Raw genomic sequence first — 22,586 nt, 5'->3', positions numbered from 1 at the left:
CGGGCTTGATTTGCCCGGCCCGGGAGATGACGTGCCCCACCGGCTGGATTTCGCCCGGCCCGGGAGATGACGTGCCCCACCGGCTGGATTTCGCCCAGTCCAGGAGGTGACGTGCCCCGTCGGCTTGATTTGCCCGGCCCGGGAGGTGGCGTGCCCCACCGGCTGGATTTTGCGCCGGCCCGGGATGTTCCGGACGGGCTTGACCGCGTCCTCTACAAACGCGCGATGTTGCCCGGGGTCATGCGGGGGGCGTGGCGGGGTGGGGTGTTGCCCGAGAGCAGGATGAGGCGGGTGGCTCGGTGGCGTTGGCCCTCGTAGGGGGCCAGGAGCGTCAGCATCTCCTCGTCGTCCGCGTTGCGGTTGCCCGCCAGGGCGTGGCCGACGATGCCGGGCAGATGGAGGTCGCCGACCGTCACCGCGTCCGGCGCGCCGTTGGATCGCTGAAGGGTCTCGGCGGCCGTCCAGGGGCCGATGCCCGGGATCACCTGGAGGCGGGCCATCGCGTCGGACAGGGCCATGCCGGCCGCCTCCTCCATGCGGCGGGCCACCCGGACCGCGCGCAGGATCGTCGCCGAGCGCTTGGAGTCGACGCCCGCGCGGTGCCACTCCCAGGACGGGATCAGCGACCAGGTGCGGGCGTCCGGCATGACGTAGAGGCCGTACTCCTGCGGACCGGGCGCCGGTTCGCCGTATCTGCGGACCAGCAGGCGCCAGGCGCGGTAGGCCTCGTCCGTGGTGACCTTCTGCTCCAGGACCGAGGGGATCAGCGACTCCAGCACCAGGCCGGTGCGCAGCAGCCGCAGCCCCGGGCGGCGGCGGTGGGTCGCGGCGAGCAGCCGGTGGCGCGGGACGAAGGCGTCCGGGTCGTCGCCCTCGCCCAGCAGGACCGGCAGCCGGTCGAGCAGCCAGGACGCGCCGGGCCCCCAGGCCGCCGCCTCGATCCGGCCGTCACGGGCGACGACATGGAGCGTGCCGGGACCCGCGGGGGTGCGGCTGGAGCGGCGTACGGAGCCGTCGGCGGACATCCGGAACGTGGGATCGGCCGGGCCCCGGCGCAGCGGGCCGAGGACGAGCCGCAGGTCGAGCGGGCCCGGCGGGGTCCAGACGCGGGTCTGCGGCGCCGGCACGGGCGTGGCCGCCGCCTGGTGCGGGACGGCCGCGCGCGGGGCGTTGCGGGGAGCGAATCGTCCTGCCACGGGTGAGGTCCTCGGTAGTCGGGGCTGCCTGTCGAGGGTACGGCTGTTTCCGGCCACCGGGTGCGTTCCCACGAGGAGGCGGCCGGTCCGGTCATTCGTCCGAGGAGAACCGCACCGACCCGGCGGGCAGCTGGGCCCCGCACCAGATCCGTACGCCGTCGCGCAGCTCGTTGTCGGCGCCGACCCGGGCGCCGTCGCCGACGACCGCGCCGGCCAGGACCGTACGGCTGCCGATCCGGGCGCCCGCGCCGACCATGGAGTCCGTGATCACGGCGCCGGGTTCGACGATCGCGCCCGCCAGCACGGTGGAGCCCTCGATCCGGGCGCCCGCGCCGATCACGGCGTCGGCGCCGATGACCGTACCGCCGGAGAGCTTGGCGTCGGGGGCGACGGAGGCGGTCGGCAGGACGAGCCGGTCGCCGCAGCGGCCGGGGACGGCCGGGGAGGGGGCGCGGCCCAGGACCAGGTCGGCGGAGCCGCGTATGAACGCCTGCGGGGTGCCGAGATCCAGCCAGTACGTGGAGTCGACCATGCCGTGCAGATAGGCGCCGCCGGCGAGCAGTCCGGGGAAGGTCTCGCGTTCGACGGAGACGGGACGGCCGGCCGGGATGGTGTCGATGACCGAGCGGCGGAAGATGTACGCCCCCGCGTTGACCTGGTCGGTGACGATCTCCTCGGGTGTCTGCGGCTTCTCCAGGAAGGCGGTGACCCGGCCGGTCTCGTCGGTCGGGACGAGGCCGAAGGCGCGCGGGTCCTCGACCCGGGTGAGGTGGAGCGAGACGTCGGCCCCGGAGTCGGTGTGCGTGGTGACCAGGGCCCGGATGTCGAGGCCGGTGAGGATGTCGCCGTTGAAGATGAGGACCGGTTCGTCCGGGCCCGAGTTCAGCCGCCCGGCGACATTGCGGATGGCGCCGCCGGTGCCGAGCGGTTCGCGCTCGGTGACGTACTCGATGTGCAGGCCGAGCGCCGAGCCGTCGCCGAAGTACGGCTCGAAGACCTCGGCCAGATAGGAGGTCGCGAGGACGATGTGCTCGACCCCGGCGGCCCGGGCGCGCGCCAGCTGGTGCGTGAGGAAGGGGACGCCCGCGGCCGGGACCATGGGTTTCGGGGTGTGCACCGTGAGCGGGCGCAACCGGGTTCCCTTGCCGCCGACCAGGAGAATCGCTTCTTTTGCCTCTGTCACAGCACTGTCTCTGCTTCCTGCTGGGGCCGGGCCTGGTTTCGGCTGGCCAGTGTATGCAGACCGGAGGGGGTGTCCTTCGGTCGGCAGCCCGCAGCAGGTTCCGGGGAGCCGGGTGCCGGTCACCCGGCTCCTTGTCCCCTCAGCGGCCCTGCAGACGGGCCGAACTGGTCCGGGCCGTACCGAGCTTCTTGTAGAGACGCGCTCCGGGGCATTCGGTTGCGAATCCGTCGCGGTGACCGGAGATGACGTTGAGTTTGACCTTCTTGCCCTTCTTGTACTTGTTGCTGCCGCCGGAGACGAGCGTCACCTTGCCCTTCGGGTTGGCGCCGAAGAGGCCGAGCTTCCAGGCGGTGAGCTTGGCGACGGCGGTGACGGCGGCGGCGGGCGGGTTGGAGCTGGAGAAGGTGCCGAGCACGGCGATGCCCATGGTGTTGGTGTTGAAGCCGAGAGTGTGCGCGCCCATGACCGCCTTGGTCACGCCTCCGGCGCGGCCCTCGTAGATGTTTCCGCACTTGTCGACGGCGAAGTTGTAGCCGAGGTCGCGCCAGCCGTTGCTCTTGACGTGGTAGCGGTAGATCCCGCGCAGAACCGAGGGCGCCTGGGAGCAGCTGTAGTTGTTGCCGGTGGCGCTGTGGTGGACGAAGGCGGCCTTGACGGTCTTGGTGTACGCGAAGGCCTTCTCGCGGATCTTCTCGTCGGCGCCCCAGCCCTTGCGGGTGACGATGCGGGGGCGGGGGCCGATGTACGGCTTGGCGGCACGCGTCAGGCCCGCGTCCGCCTCGGTCTCCTGCCGGGTGAGGGCGGGCAGCACGGCAGCGCCGGTCCGCGCGGCGCGGTCGGCCCCGGCGGCGCCGGTGTCGGGCGCTTCCTGCGGGTCCTCGCCGGGGTCGACGAGTTCGAGGTGCAGCCCGGCGGGCAGCGGTACGGGCGCGGCGGAGGCGTCCCGGGTGTCCGGGGCCTCGGGGCTGACCCGGACCTCGACACCGTCGGACGCGCCGACCCAGAGCGGGGCGGTGGAGCCGCGCACGGCCCCGGAGTCGCGTTCGGCGGTGCCGGCGTCGGCGGAGTGCTCGGCGTTGTGGGTCTCCAGGTCCTGCCAGCCGGACCAGCGGCCGGTGGCGGTGGCGCGGGTGCGGACCTGGGCGGTGCCGTGGAGCTCGGTGTCCACGTCGTCCCAGACCACGCCGACCATGGAGAACGGGCGGACGTCACGCTCGGACAGGCCTTGCCCGGCGGCCGGGGCGGCGGGTTCGCCGGTGGCCCGTACGGAGGGGGAGGACAGGGGGTCGAGGGCCAGGGACTGCGTCGAACCGGGCAGATCTGCGGGTTCGGACGCCTCGGCGGGGCGATGGACAGGGGCGTCGGGGGCGGCGCCCGCGGGCGCGGCGAGCGGCAGGACGAGAGCTGCCGCACAGGTGACACCCATGGAGGATGCAATGAAGGCACGCATACAGATGATCCTTGACACAACCGGGCAACTCCGGCGACCGGGGTTTTTCCGGTCACTTGACGGCCCGTCTGCCGAACCGGTGTACCCCGCACCCGGCGCGCCCCGGCCCTCCCGGCACCGCCGCGTACCCTTCCGCACATGAACGCCAGCGACCGCACCCCTGCCGACCTGCTGCGTTCCGCGCTCGCCGCGGACCCGGCCCGCCCCTTGGTCACCTTCTACGACGACGCCACCGGAGAGCGCGTCGAACTGTCGGTGGCCACCTTCGCCAATTGGGTGGCCAAGACCGCCAATCTGCTCCAGGGCGACCTGGCGGCCGAGCCCGGTGACCGGCTCGCGCTGCTGCTGCCCGCCCACTGGCAGTCGGCCGTCTGGCTGCTCGCCTGCGCCTCGGTCGGGGTGGTCGCCGATGTGCAGGGCGATCCGGCTGCCGCCGATCTCGTCGTCACCGGCCCGGACTCGCTGGACGCCGCGCGGGCCTGCCCCGGCGAGCGGATCGCGCTGGCGCTGCGCCCGCTGGGCGGCCGCTTCCCGCAGGCGCCGGAGGGCTTCGCGGACTACGCGGTCGAGGTGCCGGGCCAGGGCGACCGGTTCGCCCCGTTCGCCCCGGTGGACCCGGACGCGCTCGCGCTGACCGCGGGGGATGTCGGGCTGACCGGGGCGCAGCTGGTCGCGCGGGCCCGGGAGGACGGGGCCGCGCTGGGCCTGGGCGCCGGGTCGCGGCTGCTGTCGGGGGGTACGTACGACAGCTGGGACGGCCTGAGCGCCGGGCTCTTCGCGCCGCTGGCGACCGGGGGTTCCGTGGTGCTGTGCCGGCACATCGGGCAGCTCGGCGCGGACGCGCTGGCGCAGCGGGTGGAGAGCGAGCGGGTCACGCTGACGGTGTGAGGGACGGGCGCCGGGCGGAGTCGCGGGCGGCGGGCCCCGGCCCGGTACGACAAGCGGCCCGAGGGACACCCGTCCGGCCCAGCGTGGGCCGAGCCCTCCGCCCGTAACGTCAACTCCGGTACATGATCTGCGGTACAGACCACCCGAGGCACAACCAAGCGTGAGGTTCAGCCGTCTACTTCTGCGACCGGCGGCCCTCCGCGCCGCCGAACGTGAAGGATGGACGCAGACGTGACCGAAAGCGCCGGCACGCCGGCCGACCCCGACGACTCGGCTGCGGGCGAGGACCGGACGCCGGACGGACCGCCCGAGGGTGAGGGCGGCGCGAAGAGCGCCCCCGAGGACACCCCGAAGGACGCCCCGCGGGAGACCTCCGCGGACGCCCCGGGCGGCGAGACACGCAGCGGATCGGGCAGCGGCCCCTCGGCCGGACCCTCGGCGAAGGGCCCGGGCCCGACCCTCGACATCACCGTCAAGCGCAAGCGGCACTGGCTGCGCTGGACCGCGCTCGGCGTCGCGTTCGTCGTGCTGGCCGGCGCGGGTGTGGGCTGGTGGCTGTACCGGAAGCTCGACGGCAACATCAGGACCGACACCTCGGCGGCCGCCGAGCTCAAGGCGTACGAGAAGGAGCGCCCCGCGTCCGTCGTCCATGACGCGGAGAACATCCTGCTCATCGGCTCCGACAGCCGGGCCGGGGACAACCGCAAGTACGGCCGCGACGACGGCGGCAGCCAGCGCTCGGACACCACGATCCTGCTGCACCTGGCGGCGGACCGGAAGAGCGCCACCGCGATGTCCATCCCCCGCGACCTGATGGCGAACATCCCGGCCTGCCACAAGCCGGACAAGACCCTGAGCAAGCCGCAGTTCGCCCAGTTCAACTGGGCCTTCGAGTTCGGCGGAACCGCCTGCACCATCCGTACCGTCGAGAAGATGACGGGGATCCGCATCGACCACCACATGGTCGTGGACTTCAACGGCTTCAAGGACATGGTCAACGCGGTGAAGGGCGTCGAGATCTGCCTCAAGGAGCCGATCGACGACAGCGCGGCCCATCTCAAGCTCCCGGCCGGGCGGCAGAAGCTCAACGGCGAGCAGGCCCTGGGGTACGTACGGGCCCGCAAGTCGATCGGCAACGGCAGCGACACCGAACGGATGGACCGCCAGCAGCAGTTCCTGGGCGCGCTGGTGAACAAGGTGCAGAGCAACGGGGTCCTGCTCAACCCCACCCGGCTCTACCCGGTGCTGGACGCGGCCACCAAGGCGCTGACCACCGACCCGGGGCTGGACAGCCTGAAGGACCTCTACGACCTGGTGCGGGGCATGCGCAACGTACCGACCGACAAGGTGCAGTTCCTGACCGTTCCCCGCCAGTCGTACCATCTGGACATCAACCGGGACGAATTGGTACAGCCGGCCGCCGACAAGCTCTTCAAGCGGCTGCGCGACGACAAGCCCGTCACGGTGGTGCCGGCGGACGAGCTCAAGGGTGATGACGGAAAAAACACTGACGTCACCGACGACTCCGGGCCGACCCCCACACCCACCTATTCGGGGAACAATGCGGCGACCGACCTGTGCAAGCGGTAAAGCAATGGCCAAACAGCGATGGACGTTCGATGTGCAATGGGAGGAATGCCCGGTTGTAAGGGCCGTGGAATGTGTCACGCGCGTCGCTCGACGCCGAACTGGACGGATAGTGTGACGCGATCCGGTGCTGCCGGCCGTCGGGCCGCGCACTTCTGGAGCGAAAGACTGAGCGCCTTATCGGGGGAGGCGCCTCGCGTGGCACCGACGGAGGACTCAAGCAACCGTGGATGCACAAAGCCGTGGGCGGGCGGACGATATCGATCCCGCAGACCAGTGGGTTCTCAACCCGGATACCGGCGACTACGAACTGCGACTGAATCACTCCGGAGGGGATTCGGGCGGGGATTCGGGCGGGGATTCGGGCCGGACTTCCGGAGTTTCGGCTCCCCGCGCCGCCGGGCGCAGAAATGCCGTACGTGAGGCCGACGGCCCGCGCCGCAGCCACGAGGTGCCGCGCCAGGGCGGACGCAGGTCGGCCCGCGGCGGTACGCGCGGCCAGGAGGCCTCCGCTCCCGCCGAGAACACCGCCGGCCGCCGCAAGCGCAAGGCTCCCAAGGCCCGCCGCAAGAAGGCGCTGCTCTGGACGGGCGGCGTGATGGCGTTCGTGCTCGTGGGTGTCGGCAGCGGCGGTTACTGGCTGTACCAGCACTTCAACGGCAACCTCAACACCGTGGACATCGGCGACGCCGGCAACAAGGACGTCGTCACGGCCAACGCGCCCATGAACATATTGGTCATCGGTACGGACAAGCGCACCGGTAAGGGCAACGAGGGCTACGGCGACGCCGGAAGCGTCGGCCACGCCGACACGAACATCCTGTTCCACGTGTCCGAGGACCGCACCAACGCCACCGCGGTGAGCATTCCCCGCGACCTGATCACCGACATCCCGGACTGCAGGACCAAGCAGGAGGACGGCTCCTACAAGGAGATCGCGGGCACCCAGCACGTCCGATTCAACGAGAGCCTCGGCCAGGACGACCGCGACCCGGGCTGCACCATGGAGACGGTCAAGAAGCTCACCGGCCTGAAGGTCGACCACTTCATGATGGTCGACTTCAACGCGGTCAAGACCCTGTCCACGGCGGTCGGCGGCGTCGACATCTGCCTCGACCACGCCATCAACGACCCCAAGTCCCACCTCAACCTCCCTGCGGGCAAGAACACCGTCGAGGGCGAGAACGCGCTGGCGTTCGTCCGCACCCGGCACGCCTACACCAACGGCAGCGACCTGGACCGCATCAAGGGCCAGCAGCAGTTCATCGGCTCGATGCTGCGGCAGATGAAGTCCGACGACACCCTGACCAGCCCGACGAAGCTGTACAAGCTCGCGGACGCGGCGACCAAGGCCCTGACGGTGGACAAGGCCATCGGCTCGGTGCCGAAGTTGACCTCGCTCGCCAAGGAGCTCAAGAAGATCGACACGAAGAACATCACCTTCGTGACGATGCCGGTGATCGACAACCCGGAGGAGCCCGATCCGATCACGGTCGTCCCGCATCCCACGCAGGCGGAGCAGCTGTTCTCGATGATGCGTGACGACACCTCGCTGACCGAGGTGGCCGCGCAGAAGAAGAAGGCCAAGGGCAAGCAGGACGCGCTCCTCAAGGGAACCAAGGCGGCCGCCGCCGACGTCCGTGTGGATGTCTACAACGGCGGCAAGGTCGCCGGCGGCGCCCAGCAGACCGTCACCTGGCTTCAGAACGAGAAGGGTGTCCTGAAGTCCACGAACAAGGCCAACGCCCCGGCCAAGACGGCCAGGACGACGCTGGAGTACGCACCGAACCAGGCGGACCAGGCCCGGGCGCTCGCCGAGATGATGGGGCTGCCGGGCTCGGCGATGAAGCCGGGCACCAAGGACGCCGAGGGCCTTGAGGCCATGGTCCTGACGCTGGGTGCCGACTTCAAGGGCGCGGGCACACCCATCACCGGCCCCGCGAAGATCGACATTCCGAAGTCCAGCGCCGACAAGGCGGGGTGCTCCAAGTGACGCGGAGCCACCGCGCGATACCGCGAGTCTGAGCAGCAGGGGGGTCCTGGTGGGACGGAGCAGTACGCCCGGGGAGGGGACGCGACCACGCGCCTCCCATGCGGGGCAACTCGGCTGGGACGACGGTCTCTACGAGGACGGCGCGAGCGGCGCGGAGGCGGCGGAGCCCGGCAGGGGTGACAGCGGGGACCAGGGCGGGGGCCCGGAGGGCGGCCCCCGCGCGGCCCGGCGCGGCGGGCCGCGCGGGGGCTCCCGCCGTGCGGGGAAGAGCAGGAAGCGGCGCGTCCTGCGCTGGATCGCCTTCACCCTCGCCTTCCTCATACTCGGGACCGGCGCGGCCGGTTATCTCTGGTACGAGCACCTCAACAGCAACCTCCGCAAGGGCAAGCGCAGCGCGGGCAACAGCGCGGCGAAGAAGACCGCCCCGAACGCCGCAGGACAGACCCCGCTGAACCTGCTGCTGATCGGCTCCGACAGCCGCAACAGCAAGGAGAACCTCAAGCTCGGCGGCTCCAAGTCGAGCGTCGGCGGCATTCCGCTCGCCGATGTGCAGATGCTGCTCCATGTGTCGGCCGACCGGAAGAACGCCTCGGTCATCAGCATCCCGCGCGACACCCGCGTGGACATCCCGGCCTGCAAGAACCCCGACACCGGCAAGACGTACCCCGCCAGCAACGGCATCATCAACGAGACGCTCCGCGGCGGTCCCGGCTGCACGCTGGACACCTGGGAGAAGCTCACCGGGGTCTACATCGACCACTGGATGATGGTCGACTTCGCCGGGGTGGTGTCCATGGCGGACGCCGTGGGCGGCGCGGACGTGTGTGTGAAGCAGGACGTCTACGACGTGCCCAAGCCCGGGGTGCCCGGTGGCTCGTACCTCAAGATGAAGGCCGGCACCCACAAGATCCAGGGTGAGGACGCGCTGAAGTGGCTGCGCACCCGGCATGCCTTCGAGAGCGACATCGGCCGGTCCAAGGCCCAGCACATGTATCTCAACTCCGTGCTGCGTGAGCTGAAGAGCCAGAACGCCTTCACGGACACCGGCCGGCTGATGAATCTCGCCGAGACCGCGACCAAGGCGCTCCAGGTCTCCGAGGAGATCAGCTCGGTCAAGAAGCTGTTCGATCTCGGCATGCAGCTGAAGAACGTGCCGCTGGACAAGATGAACATGCTGACCATGCCCCGGATCGCCGACCCGCAGGACCCCGACGCCCACGTCCTGCCGAAGCCCGGCGCCGCCGACAAGCTCTGGGCGCTGCTGCGCGACGACCAGTCGCTCGACCCCAAGGACCGGGCCAAGGCGAAGAAGAAGGCGGCGACGGCCGGACCGAAGGCCGGTGCTCCGGCCTCGCTCGGGATCACCGTGGTCAACGGGACGGGCGGCGACGGACAGGCGCCCGCCACCGGCCGTGCCGCCGAGGTCCGGGACCTGCTGAAGAACAAGGGCTTCACCGAGGCGGACACCACCACCGATCCCGGGTCCGCGCGGACGACCGAGGTGACGTACCCGCGCAGCGCCGGCGCCCAGGGCAGGTCGGACGCCCTGTCCGTGGCCAAGGCGCTGTCGCTGCCGACGAGCGCCGTCAAGAAGACGCCGGACGGGGCCGGGCTCACGGTCACGGTCGGCGCCGACTGGCGGACGGGCGCCGAGGCGCCCAAGACCGACGACGACAGCGACCCGCTGGAGGGCACCGAGTCGGCCAACGGCGCCAAGACGGACGACTGCATGGACGTGTACTGGCCGTACCGCAAGCCGTAGGAGGCTCCGGTACGCGAGAGGGGGCGCCCGGCATCGTGCCGGGCGCCCCTCTCGTCGTGTCCGGTCGTCGTGTCCGGCTCAGGACACCGGGGTGCCCGGCTCCTCGCTGATCGCCGGGCGGCGGCTCGCGATGACGCGCTTGGCCAGCGAGCGCGGGCTGGTCAGGAAGCCGTAGCCCCAGGACATGTGCATGGTCGCCAGGGCCACCGGGATCTGCGCCCGTGCCTTCAGCGACAGGCCCTTGCCGGCCGGGAGGGACCCGGCGACGATCGCCGCCGCGTAGCCTCCCGGGACGAGCAGCGCCCACGGGGTGACGGCGGCGCCCACCACGAGGCCGGCCGCGATGGCGACCACGGCGGTCGGCGGGGCCAGGTAGCGCAGGTTGATGGAGCCGGCGTGGTAGCGGGCGACGACGTGGCGCCAGCGGCCGTAGTCCTTGTACTGCTTGGCGAGCGCCCGGACGGAGGGGCGCGGGCGGTACTGCACGCGCAGTTCGGGCGAGAACCAGATCAGGCCGCCGGACTCGCGGATGCGGTAGTTCAGCTCCCAGTCCTGGGCGCGGATGAACTCGATGTTGTAGCCGTCGGCCTTCTCCAGCGCCTCCCGGCGGAACACGCCCAGGTACACGGTCTCGGCCGGGCCTGCCTGGCCGCCGGTGTGGAAGGCCGCGTTGCCGACGCCGATCTTCGAGGTCATGGCCGCGGCGACGGCGTCCTCCCAGGCGTTCTCGCCCTCGGCGTGCATGACACCGCCGACGTTCTGCGCGCCCGTCTCCTCCAGGAGCCGGACGGCCGTCGCGATGTAGTTCGGCGAGAGCATGCCGTGGCCGTCGACCCGGACGACGACGGGGTGGCGGGAGGCCTTGATCGCCGCGTTGAGGGCGGCCGGGGTGCGGCCGGTGGGGTTGGGCACGGTGTGGACCCGGGGGTCCTCCGCGACCAGCTCGGCGGCGATCTCGTCCGTGCGGTCCGTGGACGGGCCGAGCGCGATCACGACCTCCATCTCGCCCGCGTACTCCTGCTCCAGGATGTGGCGGACGGAGTTCCTGAGATGGCGCTCCTCGTCGAGCACCGGCATGATCACGGAAACGGCGGGGTGCTGCGCGGCAGACATGTGGTCCTCGGGGGGTCCTCGGGGGCGCCGGGGGTCTCGCACCCCCACCAGCGGCGTTATTCGGCCGCCACGTTACCGCGAACGGGGGACACCGTCGCGCGCCGCCGGGTGACCTCCCGGGATGCAGATCGTATGGGCCTACTGTGCGACAGGTCCCCCTTGCACCGCGGAGGTGTCCCCCCGTGCCCACGCCGCACCGCTCCCCCCGTCCGCCCCGGCCCCGCACCGCCCCCCAGCAGCGCAGGCGGCCCAGAAAGCAGGACGAGCGGCCCCGCTGGGGCATGCGGGTGGCGACCGGGCTCTCCGTGCTGGTCCTCGGCGCCGGCGGGATCGGCCATGCCGTGGTGACCAATCTGGAGACCGGGATCGACCGGATCGACCCCTTCAAGGACATGAAGAACCGCCCCGCGGGCGGCCACGGCATGAACCTCCTGCTGGTCGGCACCGACGGCCGGGACAAGATCACCAAGGAGGAGAAGGCGAAGTACCGGCTGGGCGGCGCGCCCTGCCACTGCACCGACACGATCATGCTGGTGCACCTGTCGGCGGACCGGCAGCGGGCCAGCGTCGTCAGTCTGCCGCGCGACAGCTACGCCGAGATCCCCGCGCACCGGGACCGCAACACGGGCAAGGAGCACGCGGCCCACCCGGTGAAGCTGAACGCGGCCTACGCCGAGGGCGGCCCGAACCTGACCGTGCAGACGGTCGAGCACATGACGGGCGTCAAGGTCGACCACTATCTGGAGGTCGACTTCACCAGCTTCATGACGACGGTGGACACCCTGGGCGGGGTGAAGATCTGCACCGCCCGCCCGATGAAGGACTCCTACACGGGCCTCGACCTCGCGGCCGGCACCCACACCCTGGACGGCGGCCAGGCCCTGCAGTACGTACGCTCCCGGCACATCGACGGGGCCGCCGACCTCGGCCGGATGCAGCGCCAGCAGAAGTTCATGGCCTCGCTGATCAAGCAGGCCACGAGCAGCGGGGTACTGCTCAACCCGGTGAAGTTCCGCGAGGTCGCCTCGACGATGCTGAAGTCGGTCCGGGCCGACAGGGGCTTCGGTACGGAGCAGATGCTCGACATCGGCCAGGCGATGCGCGGCTTCTCCGCCGCCTCGTCCGAGTTCACCTCGGTCCCGCTGGGCAATGTCGCCTACCCGGTCAAGGGCATCGGCTCGACGGTGAAGTGGGACCCGGCGAAGTCCCGGCAGCTGTTCGACGCGCTGCGCGAGGACAAGCCGCTCACGGTCGCCCGGCCCGAGCAGGCGCCCGCGGCCAAGGTCGACGTCCCGCCGAAGCAGATCCGGGTCCAGGTCTACAACGGGACCGAGAAGGACGGCCTGGGCTCCACGGTCGACGCCGCGCTGCACGCCACCGGCTTCGACACCACCCGCGCCCCGCTCACCGCGAAGGAACGGGACCTCAAGCACACCCTGGTCACGTACGACCCGCGCTGGGACCGGTCCGCGAAGTCCCTGGCGGCGGCGTTGCCGGGGGCGGAGCTGAGGGCCGTGAAGGGGCAGGGCGCCACGATGAAGGTGACGGCGGGCGCGGACTACCGCACGGTCGAGCGGGTGCGGGCCGAGGAGCCCGACCCGGGCCGGTTCGGCGCGGTCAAGGGCGACGAGGTGGTCTGTCCGTGAAGGGCGCTTTGTAACAGTCCACGCGGCGGCGGCACCCGGTCGCCGGGTCAGTCCTCGATGCCGTCGGCGATGCGCTTCTCGCGCAGCTCCTTGATCGCGCGGCGCCGGGCCAGCCGGTGCGTGCGGCGGATCTGGGCCTCCTGGTAGCGCCGCTTGTCACGCTCCGTCTCCGGGATGACCTGCGGTACGGGGCGGGGCCTGCCGTCCGCGTCGACCGCCGCGAACACCAGATAGGCGCTGCCGACCTGCGAGGCGGGCGTCGATTCGTTCCAGCGCTCGGCCATGACCCGGACGCCGACCTCCATCGAGGAGCGGCCGGTCCAGTTGACCTGGGCGCGGACGTGAACAAGGTCACCGACGCGGACCGGCTCCAGGAAGACCATCTCGTCCATCGAGGCCGTCACCGCAGGTCCGCCGGAGTGCCGGCCGGCCACCGCGCCCGCCGCGTCGTCGACCAGCTTCATGATCACGCCGCCGTGCACCGTACCCAGCAGATTCGTGTCGCTGCCGGTCATGATGTGGCTGAGGGTGGTCCGGGAGGCCGCGGTGGGCTTGCCCGGAATGTCGCCCTCCGGGCGCGGGGCCTGATCTGTCATGCCCTCCACCTTATGCGGGGGCTTCCGGCGTGTCGCAATGCATCAGCTTCGCAACAGCCCCGGTCCGATTTACCTCACACCCTGTAAGAGGAGCGGCTGCGACCTGCACACTGGTTCGCATGAACGATTGGCCCGAGGGCTGGCCCGACGACAACCGCAGCGGCAACCGCTACGGGCAGGGAAGCGCGAGCGACCGGCCCGAGAGCGCCCGCTCGATGCCGCACGTCCAGCGACGTCCCGCCCCGCCCCAGCAGCGCCCGGCGCCGCCGAGGCAGCGGCCGGTCCCGCAGCAGCCGGGCGGCTACGACGAGGGCGGCCCGCAGTACGACAGCGGGTACAACACGGGCCAGGTCTACGGCGGCGGCAACGGCGGCCGCGGCGCGGGCCGGGGCGGCGGCCCGGGTGACGGCGGTTACGTCCAGGGCCGGCCGGCGGCCGCGCCGGACTGGCGGCGCCGGATCAAGATCGGCGCGCTGGTCCTCGTGGTCGCGGTGCTCGGGGTCTCCATCGGCACGTACTTCTGGGCCGACTCCAAGCTGAAGCGCGAGGTCGACCTCTCCAAGGTCATCGAGCGGCCCAAGGGCGGCGACGGGACGAACTACCTGATCGTCGGGTCCGACAGCCGCGAGGGCATGTCGGCCGAGGACAAGAAGAAGCTCCACACGGGCTCCGCCGAGGGCAAGCGGACCGACTCGATGATGATCCTGCACGACGGCTCCAACGGCCCGACGCTGGTCTCCCTGCCGCGTGACTCGAACGTGGAGATCCCCTCGTTCATCGGTTCCGAGTCGGGCAAGCGGTACGAGGCCACCGGGCGCACCACCAAGCTGAACGCCGCGTACGCGATGGACGGGCCCGAACTCCTGGTCCGTACGGTCGAGTTCAACACCGGGCTGCACATCGACCACTACGTCGAGATCGGCTTCGGCGGCTTCGCGAAGATCGTGGACGCGATCGGCGGGGTGGAGCTGGACATCCCCAAGGCGTTCAAGGACAAGAACTCCGGCGCCGACTTCAAGGCGGGCAAGCAGACGCTGAACGGCCAGGAGTCCCTGGCCTTCGTCCGCACCCGGTACGCCTTCGCGGCCAGCGACCTGGACCGGACGAAGAACCAGCAGAAGTTCCTCGCGGCGCTGGCGAGCCAGACGGCGACGCCGTCGACGATCCTCAACCCGTTCAAGCTGTACCCGACGATGGGCGCGGGCCTGGACACACTGGTCGTCGACAAGGACATGTCACTGTGGTCGCTGGGCCAGATGTTCTTCGCCATGAAGGGCGTCACGGGCGGCGACGGCACGTCGATGAACATGCCGATCTCCGGCTCCACGGGCGGCAACCTGGTCTGGGACAAGGCCAAGGTCAAGCAGCTGGTGGAGCAGCTCAACAACGACGAGAAGGTCACGGTCACCGGCAACTGAGCCGTCCGTCCCGCCCCCAGGCCCCGGAGTCCGACGCCCACGCCATGAGCACCCCAGCCCCGCACCACGAGATCCTGCGCGCCACGCTCCGTGCCCACGGGCTGGTCGTGATCCTGCGCAGCGGCACGGCCGGCGCCCCGCTGGTCGAGACCGTCCGCACCCTGGCCGAGGCCGGGGTGCGGTGCATCGAGATCACCCTGCCGACACCGGGCGGTCTCGCCGCGCTGGCCGAGCTGCGCGGCACCCTGCCGCCGGACGTCCTGCTGGGGGTGGGGACGGTCACCGAGCCGGCCCACATCGCGCAGGTGACGGCGGTGGGCGCCCGCTTCGTCGTCAGCCCGTGCACCTTCCCCGGCCTGCTGCCGGCCTGCGAGGAGGCGGGCCTCGGCTCGCTCCCGGGCGCCTTCACCGCCACCGAGGCGTGGGCGGCCTGGCAGGCGGGCGCGAGCGCGGTGAAACTGTTCCCCGCCGAACCGCTGGGCCCGCGCACGGTGGCCGCGCTGCACGCCCCGCTCCCCCAGGTGCCGCTGGTGCCGACGGGCGGCATCGGCCTGGACGACGTCCGCCCGTACCTGGACGCGGGCGCGCTGGCGGTGGGCGTCGGCTCCCCCGTCCTCAAGGACGCCCTGACGGGCGGATCGCAGCGCGAACTCCTCTCCCGGGCACGCGAGTTCGTGGCCCGGGCGGCGCGGTCGCAGGACCCGGCCCTCACTCGCCGGTGATACGCGTCGGGCTCTGCGGTTCCGTCTCGTTCAAGTCCTCGTGGAGGGCGGCCAGTACCCGTCCGGTGGGCTCGCCCCGGGGGGACAGTTCCGCCAGCCGCCAGCCGGGGAGCCGCTCCTGCGTGCCGGGCGGCAGGTCGCCGCGTGCCGGGTCGTCGAGCCCCTGGAGCAGGCCGAACGCCGTCTCGCGTGCGACCTCGCGGGCGATCTCGCCCAGCTCGGCGGGGGTCAGCCCGAGCCGCACGGCCCGCTCCACGGCCCCGCCGGCGACGCCTTCCCTGCGGTAGGCCTCCACCCAGTGGGGCGCGGTCTGGGCCCAGGCGTCGATGTCCTGCCAGACCATGCGCAGCAGCCGGTAGCGGGCCAGCTGCGGAAGGCCGTCCTCGGCCTCGGACTCGGCCCAGCCCCGCGCGTCGTCCGCGCCCAACGCCTCGAAGAGCTCGGCGAGTTCATCCATGTCCACCCCCTGCTCAGGCACGGATGTTACGGGCCAGCCAGGGGCTGAGCATCACGCGCGGGATGAGCTCCTTGTACGTCTCGTCGCCCGGCAGCGGGACGACCAGCCACTGCCCCGGCGGAAAGCGCCTCGCCTTCACGTACGCCAGGCCGCCGTAGACGGAACGCAGGAACACCGGCACGGAGTCGCGCGGCACATCGTCGAAGTGCACCCCGTCCACGGTGATCCTCGCGTCGCCCTCGGGAAAGACCTGGACGGCGACGGCGGGCGCCCCGCCCAGCTCGACGAACGCCTCGTGCGGCAGCGACCCGTCCGTGTCCAGCACCGCGAAGGCCCCCGCCGACGCACGGCGGGAGGTCTGGTCCGCGCCGATGTCGTCGGTGACGGTCATCTCCAGGTTGTACGCGCGGGCGACCTCCCGTATCGCGGTGACGGCGGCCTCGGTGGTCGGCAGATGTGGATGTCCCATGCCCGCGATCATGCCTCAGCGGGGGTGGGGCCCGCTCCGGCCACTCTCAAGGGCGTACGGCCTCCGCCGTGTACGACGTGAAGTCCGCCCATGCCTGCGGCTGGAAGGCGAGCCTCGGCCCGTGCACGTTCTTGGAGTCGCGGACGTGGACCGCGGACGGCGCTGCCGCGACCTCGACGCATTCGTTGCTGTTACTGCTGTCGCTGTAGCTGCTCTTGAACCACTCCAGCCGGGAAGCGTCCCCGGCAGAGGTCTCGCTGATCATGTCTCTCCCAGCATCTGCTCGATGAAGGCCAGGGACTCCCGAGGCGGGAGAGCCTGAGCCCGGATGATGCCACACCGCAACTCAATGATGCGGAGCTGCTTCGGGTCAGAGACCGGACGGCTGCCGAATTCGCCCTCGGAGCGCCCCATCGCCGAGCCGTCCCTGAACTTCAGCACCTGCATCTCCCCGGCCATTCCTGCATGTTCATCGCGGGCGGTCAACATCACCTGGATCTCGACGTTCCGCAACTTGCCGAGCTCCAGAAGATGTTCAAGCTGACCACGCAGAACTGCCTTGCCTCCGAGGTGGCGCCGCAGCGTCACCTCTTCCTGGACGAAGCTGAGCTCAGGGCCGGGCGAGCGCTCGAAGATGGCCTGCCGCGCCACACGGGCGGCCACGAGCCTCTCCACCTCGTCCGGCGAGAAGGAGGGGCGCCGCATCTCGAACAGCGCACGCGCGTATTCCTCGGTCTGCAACAGACCATGAAGGTTGTGGGTCCCGTACGCCGAAAGCTCCACCGCTTGGGCTTCCAGCTTCGCAAGCTCCCGGACCTTCTTCGGGTACCGGACCCGCGCGATGTCCTCCTTCATCGCGGACACCCGTCCGCCCGCGCCCAGCACCTCGTCCGACTTGTCCAGGAATTCGGGCCTCGGAATGCGCCGCCCGCCCTCCACCTTGTAGACCAGGTCCTCCCCGTAGCCGATCGCCGCCGCGAACTCGCCGGCACGGAGGCCGGCCGCCTCCCGCCACGCCTTGATCTGGCGACCCACCGCGGCAACCACCGCGACGCCCGACTCATCGTCCGGATCGACGTCCCAACCGGGCTCGTCCGCCCCGCTGTCGCGCTGCTCTGTACCGGCTCCGTCCACAGTCATCCGTGCCCCATTTCCGACGCGAGTGCCCTAGTGCCTCAACCGCCTCTGTTCCCCGCACGTCACTCCGGACAGCCGGGACAACGTTGGACAAGCCCTGGACAGTCACCGTACGCAAGGGCTTCGTCACTGTGCACGGTAGGCGGAAGCGGCCACGCTGGGTGATGTGAATCCACAAATCGCCAGCCCCCGACACCCCACCGTCGAGCGGACCTTCACCGTCCTGCTCTCCCCCACCCGCCGGGGCGCGCGGCTCGCCCGGCTGCTCACCGTGGCGCATCTCGGCCTCTGGGGAGTGCCCACCGAGTCGGCCGCGCACATCGTCGCGGAACTCGCCGCCAACGCCACCGTTCACGGCCGTGTCCCGGGCCGGGACTTCCAACTGGGCCTGACCGCCCAGCCGGGGAGGCTGTTGCGGATCGAGGTGACCGACACACGGGGCGACCGTCTGCCCGTCGCGTCCGCCCCCGATCAGCTCGCGGAGAGCGGGCGGGGACTCCTGGTCGTCGGGGCCCTCGCCGATCGCTGGGGCGTCACCTCGGGGCCCGTCCCGCGCAAGACGGTATGGGCGGAACTCGACCTCGTACCGTGACGACGTCCACCGGGTCGGCCGATGCCGCCTCTCACCTGGCATATTTCTCTTGACCGTTTGCCGTGCGCAACTAGGGTGATCCGATGTCAACGATCAAGCAGTTCCAGGTGACCTTCGACTGTGCGGACCCCGAGCGTGTCGCCCGGTTCTGGTGCGAGGTACTGGGATACGTCGCGCCGGCGCCGCCGGAGGGTTTCGCCACGTGGGACGAGTACAACAGCACGCTCCCGGCCGAGGAGCGGGGTGGGTGGTTCGCGTGCAGCGACCCCTCGGGGGCCGGTCCGCGGCTTTACTTCCAGCGCGTGCCCGAGGGCAAGGCCGTCAAGAACCGGGTGCATCTCGATGTACGGGTCGCCACCGGACTCGTGGGCGAGGAGCGACTTGCCGCGCTCGAGGCCGAGTGCGTACGGCTGGAAGCGCTCGGCGCGACCCGCGGGGAGCTTCTGCGGGCCGACGGCGAGAACGAGTCGTGCCAGCCGATGCAGGACGTCGAGGGCAACGAGTTCTGCCTCGACTGAGCCGGGGGCGGTGCCCGGGCCGAGAAGGGTGCCCCACCGTTGGGAGCTGGGCCGTGCGCTGCGCGGCTTCGACGAGCACCATCGGCCGGAGGCCCCGGCACGGAGCCGGGGCCTCCGCGGTACGCCGTTACGGCAGGTTGCGGGCCATCACGATCCGCTGGACCTGGTTCGTGCCCTCGTAGATCTGGGTGATCTTGGCGTCGCGCATCATCCGCTCCACCGGGTAGTCCCGCGTGTAGCCGTAGCCGCCGAGCAGCTGGACGGCGTCCGTGGTGATCTCCATCGCGACGTCGGAGGCGAAGCACTTGGCCGCGGCGCCGAAGAAGGTGAGGTCGCCGTCGAGACGCTCGGACTTGGCGGCGGCCGAGTAGGTGAGCTGGCGGGCCGCCTCCAGCTTCATGGCCATGTCCGCGAGCATGAACTGCACGCCCTGGAAGTCACCGATCGGCTTGCCGAACTGCTTGCGCTCCTGGACGTACCCCTTGGCGTAGTCCAGCGCGCCCTGGGCGACGCCGAGCGCCTGGGCCGCGATCGTGATGCGGGTGTGGTCCAGGGTCTTCATCGCCGTGGCGAAGCCCGTGCCCTCCTCGCCGATCATGCGGTCGGCGGGGATGCGAACGTTGTCGAAGTAGACCTCGCGCGTCGGGGAACCCTTGATGCCGAGCTTCTTCTCCGGGGCGCCGAAGGAGACGCCCTCGTCCGACTTCTCGACGACGAACGCCGAGATGCCCTTGGAGCGCTTGGTCGGGTCGGTGACGGCCATGACCGTGTAGTACTCGGAGACGCCCGCGTTGGTGATCCAGCGCTTCACGCCGTTGAGCACCCAGAAGTCGCCGTCGCGCACGGCCCGGGTCTTCATGCCTGCGGCGTCGGAGCCCGCGTCGGGCTCGGAGAGGCAGTACGAGAACATCCCGTCGCCCTTGGCCAGCGGGCCCAGGTACTTCTTCTTCAGCTCCTCGGACCCGGACAGGACGACCGGAAGCGAGCCCAGCTTGTTCACGGCCGGGATCAGGGAGGAGGAGACGCAGGCGCGGGCCACCTCCTCGATCACGATGACCGTGGCGAGCGCGTCGGCGCCGGCGCCGCCGTACTCCTCCGGTACGTGGACCGCGTGCAGGTCCGCCGCCGTGAGGGCGTCCAGCGCCTCCTGCGGGAAACGGGCCTCCTCGTCGACCGCGGCCGCGAACGGGGCGATCTTCGCCTCGGCGAGGGCACGCACCGTCTCACGGAGCATCTCGTGCTCCTCGGCCGGACGGTACAGGTCGAAATCGGTCGAACCCGCCAAGACGCTCACTCCCCAAGGACGCTAACTACCGTTAAGTAACCCAATTTTAGGCGCCCACCCCGGGCCAGGCATACGCGCTGGGGCCGTGAGCTTCACGACAGCCGGAATGGAAGGTTTCAGGGGCACGACTATGCTCGTTCACCGCACGTCTGTCCGCATCTCCCAGGAGCACTCCATGGCCCTCAGGATCACTGTGATCGGCACCGGCTATCTCGGCGCCACCCACGCCGCGGCCATGGCGGAACTGGGCTTCGAGGTCCTCGGCCTCGACATCGTGCCCGAGAAGATCGAGATGCTGTCCGCCGGCCGGGTCCCGATGTACGAGCCGGGGCTCGAGGAGATCCTGAAGAAGCACGTCGCGGGCATCGAGGGCGCCACCGGGCGGCTGCGGTTCACCACCTCGTGGGAAGAGGTCGCCGAGTTCGGCGATGTGCACTTCGTCTGCACGAACACACCGCAGAAGCACGGCGAGTACGCCTGCGACATGAGCTACGTCGACAGCGCCTTCGAATCGCTCGCACCCCTGCTGACCAGGCCCGCCCTGGTCGTCGGCAAGTCCACCGTGCCGGTCGGCTCGGCGGCCCGGCTCGCCGCCCGGCTGGCCGAGCTGGCGCCTGCGGGCGAGGGCGCCGAGCTGGCCTGGAACCCGGAGTTCCTGCGCGAGGGCTTCGCCGTCCAGGACACCCTGCACCCGGACCGGATCGTCGTCGGCGTGGAGAGCGAGCGGGCCGAGAAGCTGCTGCGCGAGGTGTACGCCGGTCCGGTCGGCGAGGGGTCCCCGTTCGTCGTGACGGACTTCCCGACCGCCGAGCTGGTGAAGACCTCCGCCAACTCCTTCCTGGCCACCAAGATCTCCTTCATCAACGCCATGGCCGAGGTCTGCGAGGCGGCCGACGGCGATGTGGTCAAGCTCGCCGAGGCGATCGGCCACGACGAGCGGATCGGAAGCAAGTTCCTGCGGGCCGGCATCGGCTTCGGCGGCGGCTGCCTGCCCAAGGACATCCGCGCCTTCATGGCCCGCGCCGGTGAGCTGGGCGCCGACCAGGCGCTGACCTTCCTCCGCGAGGTCGACTCCATCAACATGCGCCGCCGCGGCCACATGGTCGAGCTGGCCCGGGAGGCCGTCGGCGGCGACTCGTTCCTCGGCAAGCGGGTGGGCGTCCTCGGCGCCGCCTTCAAGCCGGACTCGGACGACGTACGCGACTCGCCCGCGCTGAACGTCGCCGGGCAGATCCACCTCCAGGGCGGCCAGGTCACGGTCTTCGACCCCAAGGGCATGGACAACGCCCGCCGGCTCTTCCCCACCCTCGGCTACGCGGAGAGCGCGCTGGACGCGGTGCGCGGCGCCGATGTGGTGCTGCACCTGACGGAGTGGCGCGAGTTCCGCGAGCTGGACCCGCACGCGCTGGGCGAGGTGGCGGGCACCCGGATCATCCTCGACGGGCGCAACGCGCTGGACCCCGCCGTGTGGCGCGAGGCCGGCTGGACCTACCGGGCGATGGGCCGCCCGAAGGCCTGAGGCCCCGCCCGGCCGGGCCGACGGCCCGCCGCCGGGGGGCCCGCCGTCAGCCCTGCTTCGCGCGGTACGTCCGCATCTTCGCGCGGGCGCCGCACACCGCCATCGAGCACCAGCGGCGGCGCCCCGCCGGGCTGCGGTCGTAGTACGCCCAGCGGCAGTCCGCCGCCTCGCACGCCTTGAGCCGGGCCCAGGTGCCGTCGGCCGAAGCGGCGGCGATGGCCGCCGCGACCCGGGCGGTCAGTCCGGGCGGCTCCTCCACCGGGCACAGCGACGCCGCGCCCGCCGCATCCACGGTGACGCGCAGGGGTGCGTGGGCGAGCAGCCCGTCCAGCACCGGCACCGTGTCGCCCTCGGCGCGGTGCCCCGCGTGGGCGAGGCAGACCGCGCGCAGGGCCTCGCGCAGCACCCGGACGGCCGGGACGTCCTCCTGTGCGACGGCGAACGCGGCACACCCCTCCGCCGTGTCGAGCGTGTCCGCGCCCAGCTCGACGTCCAGGCTGTTGACCAGGGCTTCGATCAGCGCGAGCCCGCCGGGCGCGGAATCCCTCTCACTCATGGTTGCGACGTTACCTCCGGTGCGGGAGCATGCAGTAACGGTTACCGGTTGAACCGCTTTAACGGTAACCACGTGAAGAGAGCTGCCCGCATCTGCCGCATCTGCCCGAGGAGGAAGCACCATGGCTGTCGCCACACTGGGTTCCGTCGTCCTGGACTGCCCGGATCCCGTCGCCCTGGCCCACTTCTACGCCGCGCTGCTCGGCGGGAAGGTCGAGGAGCAGGAGGACTGGGTCGATCTCACCGGGATCACCGGCACGCCGCTCGCCTTCCAGGCCGCGCCGGGCTTCGTACCGCCGCAGTGGCCGCGCCCGGACGCCTCGCAGCAGTTCCATCTGGATCTGACCGTGGAGGATCTGGACGCGGCGGAGCGGGAGGTGCTGGCGCTGGGCGCGACGGTGCTCGAAGCCGACGACCGGGAGCGGACCTTCCGGGTCTACGCCGACCCGGCGGGGCACCCGTTCTGTCTCTGCGCCTGTTAGGAGCAGTACGGCGGATGC

General features: G+C 71.1%; 22 protein-coding genes. 11 read left to right on the top strand and 11 right to left on the bottom strand.

The window, feature by feature from the left end; all coding sequences use genetic code 11:
* Positions 1 to 212 precede the first annotated feature (212 nt).
* The 3 genes from RLT58_RS22195 to RLT58_RS22185 form a co-directional block, all read right to left on the bottom strand.
* Entirely contained in the window at positions 213 to 1,196 is a 984-nt protein-coding gene (locus RLT58_RS22195) for a DNA-3-methyladenine glycosylase family protein (protein WP_311312124.1), read from the bottom strand.
* A 91-nt stretch (positions 1,197 to 1,287) separates the two neighbouring features.
* On the bottom strand, positions 1,288 to 2,379 hold the full coding sequence (locus RLT58_RS22190; RefSeq protein WP_311312123.1) for a mannose-1-phosphate guanylyltransferase: 1,092 nt from the start codon (positions 2,377 to 2,379) through the stop codon (positions 1,288 to 1,290).
* Positions 2,380 to 2,518: 139 nt separating this feature from the next.
* Positions 2,519 to 3,829 (bottom strand): peptidoglycan recognition protein family protein, encoded by a 1,311-nt coding sequence (locus RLT58_RS22185; protein ID WP_311312122.1) that lies wholly within the window; start codon positions 3,827 to 3,829, stop codon positions 2,519 to 2,521.
* Positions 3,830 to 3,967: 138 nt separating this feature from the next.
* Here RLT58_RS22185 and RLT58_RS22180 point away from each other — a divergent pair, with 138 nt between their 5' ends.
* The 4 genes from RLT58_RS22180 (at position 3,968) to RLT58_RS22165 (ending at position 10,059) form a co-directional block, all read left to right on the top strand.
* Complete coding sequence (locus RLT58_RS22180; protein WP_311312121.1) at positions 3,968 to 4,717, top strand: TIGR03089 family protein; 750 nt, start codon at positions 3,968 to 3,970, stop codon at positions 4,715 to 4,717.
* A gap of 231 nt (positions 4,718 to 4,948) precedes the next feature.
* Positions 4,949 to 6,307 (top strand): LCP family protein, encoded by a 1,359-nt coding sequence (locus tag RLT58_RS22175; RefSeq protein WP_311312120.1) that lies wholly within the window; start codon positions 4,949 to 4,951, stop codon positions 6,305 to 6,307.
* 223 nt (positions 6,308 to 6,530) lie between these two features.
* The gene (locus tag RLT58_RS22170; RefSeq protein WP_311312119.1) at positions 6,531 to 8,297 is read left to right on the top strand and encodes an LCP family protein; all 1,767 of its coding nucleotides are present in this window, start codon (positions 6,531 to 6,533) and stop codon (positions 8,295 to 8,297) included.
* A gap of 49 nt (positions 8,298 to 8,346) precedes the next feature.
* Positions 8,347 to 10,059 (top strand): LCP family protein, encoded by a 1,713-nt coding sequence (locus tag RLT58_RS22165; protein ID WP_311312118.1) that lies wholly within the window; start codon positions 8,347 to 8,349, stop codon positions 10,057 to 10,059.
* 78 nt (positions 10,060 to 10,137) lie between these two features.
* On the opposite strand, the gene RLT58_RS22160 is transcribed toward RLT58_RS22165, so the two are convergent.
* Positions 10,138 to 11,172 (bottom strand): glycosyltransferase family 2 protein, encoded by a 1,035-nt coding sequence (locus RLT58_RS22160; RefSeq protein WP_311312117.1) that lies wholly within the window; start codon positions 11,170 to 11,172, stop codon positions 10,138 to 10,140.
* A 281-nt stretch (positions 11,173 to 11,453) separates the two neighbouring features.
* Here RLT58_RS22160 and RLT58_RS22155 point away from each other — a divergent pair, with 281 nt between their 5' ends.
* Entirely contained in the window at positions 11,454 to 12,818 is a 1,365-nt protein-coding gene (locus RLT58_RS22155; RefSeq protein WP_311314603.1) for an LCP family protein, read from the top strand.
* 47 nt (positions 12,819 to 12,865) lie between these two features.
* Here the strand turns inward: RLT58_RS22155 and RLT58_RS22150 are convergent, their stop codons facing one another.
* Complete coding sequence (locus RLT58_RS22150) at positions 12,866 to 13,414, bottom strand: acyl-CoA thioesterase (RefSeq protein ID WP_311312116.1); 549 nt, start codon at positions 13,412 to 13,414, stop codon at positions 12,866 to 12,868.
* Positions 13,415 to 13,533: 119 nt separating this feature from the next.
* On the opposite strand from RLT58_RS22150, the gene RLT58_RS22145 reads away from it, so the two are divergent.
* Together RLT58_RS22145 and RLT58_RS22140 are read left to right on the top strand one after the other, a co-directional pair.
* Complete coding sequence (locus tag RLT58_RS22145; protein ID WP_311312115.1) at positions 13,534 to 14,832, top strand: LCP family protein; 1,299 nt, start codon at positions 13,534 to 13,536, stop codon at positions 14,830 to 14,832.
* A gap of 44 nt (positions 14,833 to 14,876) precedes the next feature.
* Positions 14,877 to 15,554, top strand: coding sequence for a bifunctional 4-hydroxy-2-oxoglutarate aldolase/2-dehydro-3-deoxy-phosphogluconate aldolase (locus RLT58_RS22140; RefSeq protein WP_311312114.1), 678 nt, complete (start codon positions 14,877 to 14,879; stop codon positions 15,552 to 15,554).
* On the opposite strand, the gene RLT58_RS22135 is transcribed toward RLT58_RS22140, so the two are convergent.
* Genes RLT58_RS22135 through RLT58_RS22120 form a run of 4 tightly spaced genes read right to left on the bottom strand, consistent with a single transcriptional unit; the run spans position 15,541 to position 17,620 of the window.
* Positions 15,541 to 16,011 (bottom strand): hypothetical protein, encoded by a 471-nt coding sequence (locus RLT58_RS22135; protein ID WP_311312113.1) that lies wholly within the window; start codon positions 16,009 to 16,011, stop codon positions 15,541 to 15,543. The genes RLT58_RS22140 and RLT58_RS22135 overlap by 14 nt on opposite strands.
* 13 nt (positions 16,012 to 16,024) lie before the next feature.
* Positions 16,025 to 16,480 (bottom strand): hypothetical protein, encoded by a 456-nt coding sequence (locus RLT58_RS22130; RefSeq protein WP_311312112.1) that lies wholly within the window; start codon positions 16,478 to 16,480, stop codon positions 16,025 to 16,027.
* A 46-nt stretch (positions 16,481 to 16,526) separates the two neighbouring features.
* Positions 16,527 to 16,745, bottom strand: a complete 219-nt coding sequence (locus tag RLT58_RS22125) for a DUF397 domain-containing protein (RefSeq protein ID WP_311312111.1) — start codon at positions 16,743 to 16,745, stop codon at positions 16,527 to 16,529.
* A complete protein-coding gene (locus RLT58_RS22120; RefSeq protein ID WP_311312110.1) occupies positions 16,742 to 17,620 on the bottom strand; it encodes a helix-turn-helix domain-containing protein in 879 nt (292 codons plus the stop codon). The genes RLT58_RS22125 and RLT58_RS22120 overlap by 4 nt, the downstream gene beginning before the upstream one ends.
* Positions 17,621 to 17,783: 163 nt before the next feature.
* Here RLT58_RS22120 and RLT58_RS22115 point away from each other — a divergent pair, with 163 nt between their 5' ends.
* Together RLT58_RS22115 and RLT58_RS22110 are read left to right on the top strand one after the other, a co-directional pair.
* The gene (locus tag RLT58_RS22115) at positions 17,784 to 18,209 is read left to right on the top strand and encodes an ATP-binding protein (RefSeq protein ID WP_311312109.1); all 426 of its coding nucleotides are present in this window, start codon (positions 17,784 to 17,786) and stop codon (positions 18,207 to 18,209) included.
* 83 nt (positions 18,210 to 18,292) lie between these two features.
* Positions 18,293 to 18,727 carry a VOC family protein gene (locus RLT58_RS22110; protein ID WP_311312108.1) on the top strand — a complete coding sequence of 145 codons (435 nt, stop codon included), beginning with the start codon at positions 18,293 to 18,295 and terminating at the stop codon, positions 18,725 to 18,727.
* Between the two features lie 127 nt (positions 18,728 to 18,854).
* Here RLT58_RS22110 and RLT58_RS22105 read toward each other — a convergent pair whose 3' ends face one another.
* Entirely contained in the window at positions 18,855 to 20,012 is a 1,158-nt protein-coding gene (locus RLT58_RS22105; RefSeq protein ID WP_311312107.1) for an acyl-CoA dehydrogenase family protein, read from the bottom strand.
* 175 nt (positions 20,013 to 20,187) lie between these two features.
* On the opposite strand from RLT58_RS22105, the gene RLT58_RS22100 reads away from it, so the two are divergent.
* Entirely contained in the window at positions 20,188 to 21,531 is a 1,344-nt protein-coding gene (locus tag RLT58_RS22100) for a UDP-glucose dehydrogenase family protein (RefSeq protein ID WP_311312106.1), read from the top strand.
* A gap of 46 nt (positions 21,532 to 21,577) precedes the next feature.
* On the opposite strand, the gene RLT58_RS22095 is transcribed toward RLT58_RS22100, so the two are convergent.
* Complete coding sequence (locus tag RLT58_RS22095; protein WP_311312105.1) at positions 21,578 to 22,087, bottom strand: CGNR zinc finger domain-containing protein; 510 nt, start codon at positions 22,085 to 22,087, stop codon at positions 21,578 to 21,580.
* Between the two features lie 121 nt (positions 22,088 to 22,208).
* Here RLT58_RS22095 and RLT58_RS22090 point away from each other — a divergent pair, with 121 nt between their 5' ends.
* Positions 22,209 to 22,568 (top strand): VOC family protein, encoded by a 360-nt coding sequence (locus tag RLT58_RS22090; protein ID WP_311312104.1) that lies wholly within the window; start codon positions 22,209 to 22,211, stop codon positions 22,566 to 22,568.
* Positions 22,569 to 22,586: the final 18 nt, after the last annotated feature.

It is taken from the genome of Streptomyces sp. ITFR-16, from assembly GCF_031844705.1.
Classification (GTDB): domain Bacteria; phylum Actinomycetota; class Actinomycetes; order Streptomycetales; family Streptomycetaceae; genus Streptomyces.
This window is presented reverse-complemented; position numbering and strand designations above follow the sequence as displayed.